The sequence below is a fragment of the Paenibacillus sp. Marseille-Q9583 genome, assembly GCF_976954365.1.
The window spans coordinates 41633-49373 of sequence record NZ_CDRJTB010000052.1 but is presented as its reverse complement, the minus strand read 5'-3'; the positions used below and the strand labels follow the sequence as shown (position 1 = coordinate 49373).

Sequence of the window (7741 nt, the reverse complement as noted above, 5' to 3'; positions counted from 1 at the left end):
TCGAAATAGCTATGTGTTGTTGTGAAAATAAGGGTGCAAGAGTCAAACGATTTCAGGTAGAATTAAAGGATATGTTGTATTTTTAGAAAGTGGAGGCGTTGTACCGTGCAATCAATCGTTGGTGAAATCAGAGAAATTAATCGCTATCCAGTCAAGTCATTTGCAGGTGAACGATTGGAAACCTGTGTAATAGAACCGTATGGAATGTTAGGGGATCGCTTCTGTGCCTTTTATGATGAGTCAAAAGAGGGCTGGTGGCGGTATTTTACGGCTAGAAATAATCCTAAAATGCTTACCTACCAAGCGCAATTTATCAATGGAGAAATTCATGTAAGGGCTTCGGATGGACGAACCTTTGGGTGGGATGAGCATTTATTGGAAGAAATCCAAAGCCAAACTAAAACGCGAATTACCATGTCTAGTATAAAAGCTTCACATCCACAGCCAGAGCACCCGCAACTGTTATCGGTGGATGGCGCCAGTATTTTACTCATTACGGATGCTAGTTTGAAGAAGCTAGAGGCTGCGTGGGGACATTCCTTGGATCAGCGACGGTTTCGTGGGAACTTTGTTATAGCTCTAAGCGATGAATCTCTTTTCGAAGGGGATTGGATCGGACGGCAGCTCTCCATAGGAGATGTTCAGCTACAGGTAGATAGTTTTTGTGAGAGATGTATGGTTATCACGATGGACCCGGATAGTCAGGAAAGAGACCCCAAATTATTGAAAAAACTAAACCAAGAATTTGAACTGCACTTCGGAGTGTACGCTTCTGTAGTTAAGACAGGGGAAATCAGAATCGGAGACAAAGTAGAATTAATGGATTAGATAATGACATAAACGTCCTTTACATTCTCATATGGATAAATTACCCTTTATAGGAATGGAAAATTCAGAGTGGGAGGGAATGTATGATGAAGAAAATAATATCCCTGTTGATGGTATCTTTACTTTTAGTAGTTTATCTTCCTACGAATGCACTAGCAGCGGATAGTAGCAAAACGCAAACATATGTGAACACTCAGAAGATCGCGGCAGAGAAGGCAGCGTTCTTAACGGAAAAGATAGGAACGACAAGTCTCCAATATGCTCTTATCGATGGCGATAATATCGTTATGAGCGGCACAACTGGATACAGCCATGTGGAGAGCAAGACAGCACCAAGCACTACAACGATGTATGGAATTGGCTCGACGAGTAAAATGTATACGACCGCTTCTATTATGAAGCTCGTTGATCAAGGAAAGGTAGATTTGGATGCACCTGTCGTATCGTATCTGAATCATTTTACGATGGAAGATTCACGTTATAAGCAAATCACCGTACGAATGCTGCTGAATCATTCATCAGGTCTTGGGGGTTCGAACTTATCAAACTCTTTCTTATTCAATGATTCTGATTCTATCGCCAAAGATAATTTGCTAGCGACTTTGTCAACTGAGCGCCTAAAGGCAGATCCAGGAGCTTACTCCGTATATTGTAATGATGGATTTACGCTGGCGGAGTTGATTGTTGAGAAAGTTAGTGGAATGGACTTCACTACATTCATCCATCAGAATTTTACAGGTCCTTTAGGGCTTGGGCATACGAAAACGCCAGTAGATTCTGTGGATTCTAGACAGCTGGCAAGTGTATACAATGCTACCTACTCTGCCGCTTTACCTCAAGAGACGATTAACGTGATTGGAACAGGGGGCATCTATTCTACGGCTGAAGATTTGGTGCGCTTTGCAACTATTTTCACTGGGGGATCGAAAGAGATTCTGTCAGAAAAATCAGTAAAAGCGATGGAGCAAGAGGAGTACAAGCGTGGAATGTGGCCAAAAGGAAAAGATAATTCGTTTGCGTATGGATTGGGCTGGGACAGTGTAAATTTATATCCATTCAATCAGTACGAGATCAAAGCTCTGACAAAGGGTGGGGATACAACTCTGTATCATACTTCACTTGTTGTATTGCCTGATCAGAAGATGGCAGCAGCTGTGGTATCTTCTGGTGGGGATAGCACAACCGATCAGATGCTTGCTAACGAAATATTGCTCAGTGCGCTACAAGAAAAGGGAGTTATCAAGGAACGAAAACCTACACCTACATTTAAAGCTTCGAACAAAGAGGTTATGCCGCAGGAATTGCTGGATTATGCTGGTGTCTATGCTGATTCTACACAACTGATGAAGATAGAGCTTAGTAAAGCTGGGGAATTAAGTGTATCTTCGATTATGGCACCTACATTTCCAGCTCAGAAATTTTCGTATAATACAAACGGTGAATTCTTAGATGAAACGGGTACTAATAAAGTCAGCTTTGTGAAGGAAAGCAATGGTCGTGTCTACCTTTGGATTCAAGGGTACGGGGTCATTCCAGGGCTTGGTGAGACTGCTCTTTCTCAATATTCAGCTGAAAAGCTAGAGGCAAACGCTTTATCCAATGAGGTCTTATCAGCTTGGCAGCAGCGTCAAGGGAAATTGTATTTTGATGTCAGTGAGAAGTATAGCTCACAATTTTACATGAGTATGCCAGTAGCTGGAATTGCTATGTTCCCTGATGCACCGGGCTATATGGGCTCAAATAAAATAACTGGGCCAAATAAAGCTGAAATGACCGTGCAAATTCCAACTTTAGGCGGGCGCGATCTTGCGGATATTGTTTTTGAAAATAAAGAGGGCGTGGAGTATCTCAAGGTTGGAAACCAATTATTTATCACACAGGATGCCATTAAACCTATCTATGCCGGCCCGCAATCATTGGTAACCATTCAAGCAGATGGATATGCGAGATGGTATGAAGTACCTGAGACAGCATCAGGCAAGTTGATGACAGTAGGGCTACCACCTAAAGGTTCCTTTGCTGTTTATGATGCGAATGGTGTGTGTGTGAATTTCTCTACTGTCAGTGGTCTTATGCAAGTTAAACTTCCGAGTAACGGGAAAATTGTATTTGTAAGCGATGTGGGTGCGAAGTTTGAATTGACAATCAAGTAGTAATAAACCATTCAATTGTATTTTATTAAAAAAAATCCTGTTACCCAGATCATTTATCTTGGTAACAGGATCTTTTATTTAAAATTCTTAGAAAACTCTTTTATTTTATCTACAAAAATCCCCTTGAGCTGATCAGTACCTTCTTTGGGAGCCTTATAGGCTTTATAACCACCAAAGGATTCGATGCAAACCGCAGCTTTTTTTAAATCATCTGGAAAATTCTTCTCAATTAATTCCTCCGTAGTCTTTGGTTTTTCGTTACAAATATAGTAGCCCATCTTCTTATTTAGTAACTCATCTTTATTTTTTTTGATAAAATCACGAATCGCTTTATATATCTTCTCGTCTCTTACTCCAGCACCTAAAATAATGCTATCAAATGCCTCAAGACTTGGCTTCTCTATTTCAATATTACAGATCTTACTCTGAGGAAGCTCTTCTGATAATACCTTTGCGCATTGCTCTGTTGCCCCTGATTTTGTAGCGTATAGAATAAGTACTGCCATAGTGGTCCCTCTTTTCAGTTTAAATGGTTCAGGTTTCAAAACACCCTCGCAAATCTAATATCTTGATAATCAAGATATTAACTATACTATCGAAAATGCAGATCTTTTGTCAAGTTAGCAACAAGTTCTCATGAGCTAATTAAAAACCCTTATTATGGTATCATAGGAATAATTAAGCTATCACTAACTACATCCTTTAAGAATCAAACGATAAAGAGAGGAGTGGAGATAAGTTGAGTATTATCGTAATGCTAGTCATCTATTTTTTGCTTGGAGTATTCGTGATTAAATTAGGCATCGATAACTCTAGAAGTACGCAAATATCAAAAGAAATATTAAATGAGTTAAGAGAAATCAAAGAACTAATGATAAGAAATAAATATGAATAACTTCTTAGAAGGAGGGCAACAGGATTGATCATTCCATTTTTATTATTAATTATTGCTTTTTCTGGTTATTTTTTAAGGATATGGATTGTTGGCCCGGATAAAGAAAAACTTTCTGACGACGGTAATGAGCTAAATATAAAAGGTAAATTAATACTTGGACTTATTGGATTAATTTCGGTGATTGTCATAATGATAGCTGATGGCGTACAGGGGATGGGAATGAAGTGGTTTTGGATTGTATTCATAATTATTTCCCTAGGATTTCAGTCATTTATTGATTGGAAATTTATAAAGCATACGAAACAACATATCGTTTCACTGATTTTGTTAGTTGAAGGTGTGGTGTTAGTTTATTTCCTTTTCTAATCGTTTGTACCATAAAGCCTAATCTCCTGTCAGCGTGCACAGGGGATTAGGCTTTTTTTGCTAGGATGCGTTTTCGTAATATGGAGGGCGATTATTCTCTATTTACAAGCTGGTTTCTCCCCCAAGGTATTCAAGAGAACGGCGTCACAACAGAAGCATACAAATCCTTTCCTTCGGGTCACTCTGCCAATGGCTGGACTATGATGCTGTGGATGATGTTTATGCCTTTCGCTAATAAATGGCGCAATATCATGCTTGTCTGTGCGGTAGTGTGGGGAATCAGCACCTCGACTAGCCGCGTCATTATGGGAGATCATTTTGCAACGGATGTATTATTTGGAGCATTTTGTATGCTGCTGTTCTGTAAGCTCTTTAAGGTTGATCTGTATCCTAATAGTCAGCCTAACGCTACCGCTCTGTTAAAAGATAAAAATGCCCCCTATTTTCGTTAAAATACGGACAGTTTAAATGAATCAGCTTCAGTACAATGCAATTAAGAAAGCGCTAACAAAATGCGGCGCAGGTGAGATGGTAGTATGAATGAAAATCAAATGCCATGGAGATAGCGAATTAGTTATGGGCTAGGGGATACCGCGTCAAATCTGATATTCCAGATGACAACACTTTACCTCATGTACTTCTATACGGATGTGTTTGGTCTGAACCCAGGTGCGGTAGCTGTAGTATTTCTTGTTGCACGGGTAATCGACGCGATCGTCGAGCCGTTTATTGGTGTCATGATTGACCGCACGCAAACAAAGTGGGGGAAATGCAGACCCTATTTTCTTTGGCTTGCTGTTCCTTTCAGTTTGACTGCAGTTCTTATGTTTTTGACGCCGGATTTTGGTGATACGGGCAAACTTGTATACGCATACATTTCGTACACCGTGCTCGGTATTATGTATTCCGGTATTAATCTACCACTGTCTGCAATCCTGCCAAGTCTGACTAGTAATTCTAATGAACGTAAAGTGATCAATACGGTTCGTATGATATTCGACGTGATTGGGGTTGTTACAGTTAGTGCTGGAACGATGTCGCTTGTGAAAGCTTTTGGTGGTGGCGATCAAGCAAAGGGTTTCCTGGTCACCATGATCTTGTTCTCAAGCATTGCACTGCTGTTGTTTCTAAACATGTTTGCGAACACTAAAGAACGCGTAAAGAGTTAATCCTGTGGATCCGTTTTGTGGCTATTGGGATACACAACTATAATTAGACGTTGGAGCTTACAGATATTCAACCAGGCTCGTATACGATCAAAAGACATACAATTAACAGACAAAATTGAAGCGTTTTCGACCTGTGGGTACGAATGGGGGCGCCTCATCCTATAGATGCTGACACCCTTAATTATTTGAAGCAAGTGAGCTGCCCGCAACTGACCTTTGAACAAATCGAAATAACGAGCACCTATTCGTTAATTAGTAAGTTGTCTCCGCATGAGGTGCAGTTGGTGGAATTGATGCGCTTATGATGGGGTTATTTACAACTGGACAGAATCCTGGGTTCGTTAGACAAAGCTCCTCGGAGTAGTGCGGTTGAAGCTTGGATAGCTCTGTGAAATAGTAGCTGATCATATGATTACCACTTGCCGATCCATTCTGAAATGACAGTGATAAAAAAGTGTGGATATGACTGTAATAGTACTTCGTTTCCCGTTTAGGTAGCCTGTATACATGTGGAGGCGCGTAGGTAAAAACATCAAAAAGATTCGCATAACGGTAACTCTTGCGGACGTATTGTTTAAAAGCATTAACGAAGTTAGGATCGCCTACACGTGGTGAGCCATAGGTGAACAGAATAGGTGAGAGGTGTGAGGTGTTGGCCGCAAGATCAATAGCACATAAAGTGGCGAGTGCTCCGCCAAGACTGTGACCAGTAATGTATAAGGTCTTATCGGGAGATAACTTAGCGACTGTAGAGATAATTCCATCGCGCGCTGATGAGTAGATATTCGTGAAACCGCGGTGGGTAAGGGTATCTTCTTTAATGTAATTGAATCTCTCTTGTGAGGCCATAACGTTTGACATCCAATCAGTTGTGGAGCTGGTTCCTCGGAAGGCAACGATAATCTCTTTTGGAGATTCCAAAATAAATCCAAAGCGTTCCCACACCTCGCTGATGGATCTTGCTTCAATCGTATCCACGATCTGATAACCTAATGGAACGATGAACGAACCATCTTTATTTGAGAACTGCGCATAGGTCTGTCCGCAGATAGCAGCTAGAAAGATAGCCCTTTGCTCTTGATCATTTTTGGTACCCATGTGCATCCCGCCCCTCTTCCTAAACTATATTAAGGGGACGAGGGAGAGATTCCTATATCATGCGAGACCCTGTACTAATGAAAGGGCTAAATTCAACACCGTTGAATACTTACTTCAGATTATCTGTTATTAGGAGGTTTAATATGAATCTAACTTTAGTGTACGTAAATGATTAATTTAAGGGTATTAATGAAGTGAAATGCCATGGTTTTAAAATCATTTGTCTTGAATGCGGGGAGCTTTGAGAAGTTTATGAATCGGAAAGCGTAGTAAGTAGTGTCATGGCTATTTCTATTGAAAAAAAAGATACCGTTCCACAGTAACTGTGAACGGTATCTTTTTTGGGGTTCGGGCAGATGAAACTGCCGAATGCGGCGTTCTTTTGTAACCTTGGGCGGACTCAGGAGATATTATTTGCTCAAAATCTATAAATATATTAAAAAGAGAGCTGACGGTTTTCCGACCACCTGCTCTCTTTATCGAACTAAAAATCAGGTATTAATCTCAGTCGCTGTTAATGTTCCTTCGTTAATTGTAATGGTAATATTACCTTCTCCAGGAATCGTTCCTGTTGCTCTTAAGGTGTAACTATGTTGCCCAACAGGAGGTCCCATATCACAGCATGTCAGTGCCGTTGTAATCGGGCTGTTGGCAGATACGGGAGTGTCACTTGCTGTACACAATAGAGTCACGCCATCCCGAAGGATAGTAAATGAAATGGTAGGACTAGCAGCAGACGGAGTCCACGTGGCATAGGCGGTAAGCCAGACAATGTTGCCGGGTTTATCTACAGTTATATTAACTGTGGCCAAATCGGCTACTGGGGCAGCAGTGGTAAGAACGATTCCAGCGAACTCAGCACAAGCAAATTCAATAAAGAGTCCTGGCGTTCCAGCCGGGCCTTGTGGTCCTGTAGGTCCAATAGGGCCTTGCACCCCTGCTGGGCCTTGCGGTCCTGTGGCCCCAATGGCACCTTGTAGTCCTGCGGGTCCTTGTGGTCCTGCGGGTCCCTGTGGTCCTGCTGGTCCTTGTGGTCCTGCGGGTCCTTGTGGTCCTGCGGGTCCTTGCGGTCCAGGAGGTCCCTGCTTTCCTGTAGTCCCAGTGGGTCCTTGCACTCCTGCAGGACCTTGTGGTCCTTGTGGTCCTTGTGGTCCTTGTGGACCTTGTGGACCTTGTGGTCCTGGAGGTCCTGGTGGTCCTGGTAATCTTCCCATAACACACACTCCTTTGAA

The 7741-nt window shown here is 41.7% G+C and carries 8 protein-coding genes; 5 read left to right on the top strand and 3 right to left on the bottom strand.

Annotated features, from left to right (window positions below):
- The first annotated feature begins 105 nt into the window (after window positions 1-105).
- Both ACWNM1_RS21320 and ACWNM1_RS21315 read left to right on the top strand, forming a co-directional pair.
- Complete coding sequence (locus tag ACWNM1_RS21320; RefSeq protein WP_339265902.1) at window positions 106-828, top strand: MOSC domain-containing protein; 723 nt, start codon at window positions 106-108, stop codon at window positions 826-828.
- An 83-nt stretch (window positions 829-911) separates the two neighbouring features.
- Window positions 912-2981 (top strand): serine hydrolase domain-containing protein, encoded by a 2070-nt coding sequence (locus tag ACWNM1_RS21315; protein ID WP_449602571.1) that lies wholly within the window; start codon window positions 912-914, stop codon window positions 2979-2981.
- A 74-nt stretch (window positions 2982-3055) separates the two neighbouring features.
- Here ACWNM1_RS21315 and ACWNM1_RS21310 read toward each other — a convergent pair whose 3' ends face one another.
- Window positions 3056-3487, bottom strand: coding sequence for a flavodoxin domain-containing protein (locus ACWNM1_RS21310; protein ID WP_340971244.1), 432 nt, complete (start codon window positions 3485-3487; stop codon window positions 3056-3058).
- Window positions 3488-3900: 413 nt separating this feature from the next.
- On the opposite strand from ACWNM1_RS21310, the gene ACWNM1_RS21305 reads away from it, so the two are divergent.
- The 3 genes from ACWNM1_RS21305 (at window position 3901) to ACWNM1_RS21295 (ending at window position 5411) form a co-directional block, all read left to right on the top strand.
- Window positions 3901-4242 carry a DUF4181 domain-containing protein gene (locus ACWNM1_RS21305; protein ID WP_341052945.1) on the top strand — a complete coding sequence of 114 codons (342 nt, stop codon included), beginning with the start codon at window positions 3901-3903 and terminating at the stop codon, window positions 4240-4242.
- Between the two features lie 80 nt (window positions 4243-4322).
- Complete coding sequence (locus ACWNM1_RS21300; RefSeq protein ID WP_449602570.1) at window positions 4323-4694, top strand: phosphatase PAP2 family protein; 372 nt, start codon at window positions 4323-4325, stop codon at window positions 4692-4694.
- Between the two features lie 117 nt (window positions 4695-4811).
- Window positions 4812-5411 (top strand): MFS transporter, encoded by a 600-nt coding sequence (locus ACWNM1_RS21295; protein ID WP_449602573.1) that lies wholly within the window; start codon window positions 4812-4814, stop codon window positions 5409-5411.
- A gap of 252 nt (window positions 5412-5663) precedes the next feature.
- On the opposite strand, the gene ACWNM1_RS21290 is transcribed toward ACWNM1_RS21295, so the two are convergent.
- Entirely contained in the window at window positions 5664-6509 is an 846-nt protein-coding gene (locus ACWNM1_RS21290) for a lipase family protein (RefSeq protein ID WP_449602569.1), read from the bottom strand.
- Between the two features lie 491 nt (window positions 6510-7000).
- The gene (locus ACWNM1_RS21285; protein WP_449602568.1) at window positions 7001-7723 is read right to left on the bottom strand and encodes a hypothetical protein; all 723 of its coding nucleotides are present in this window, start codon (window positions 7721-7723) and stop codon (window positions 7001-7003) included.
- Window positions 7724-7741 lie beyond the last annotated feature (18 nt).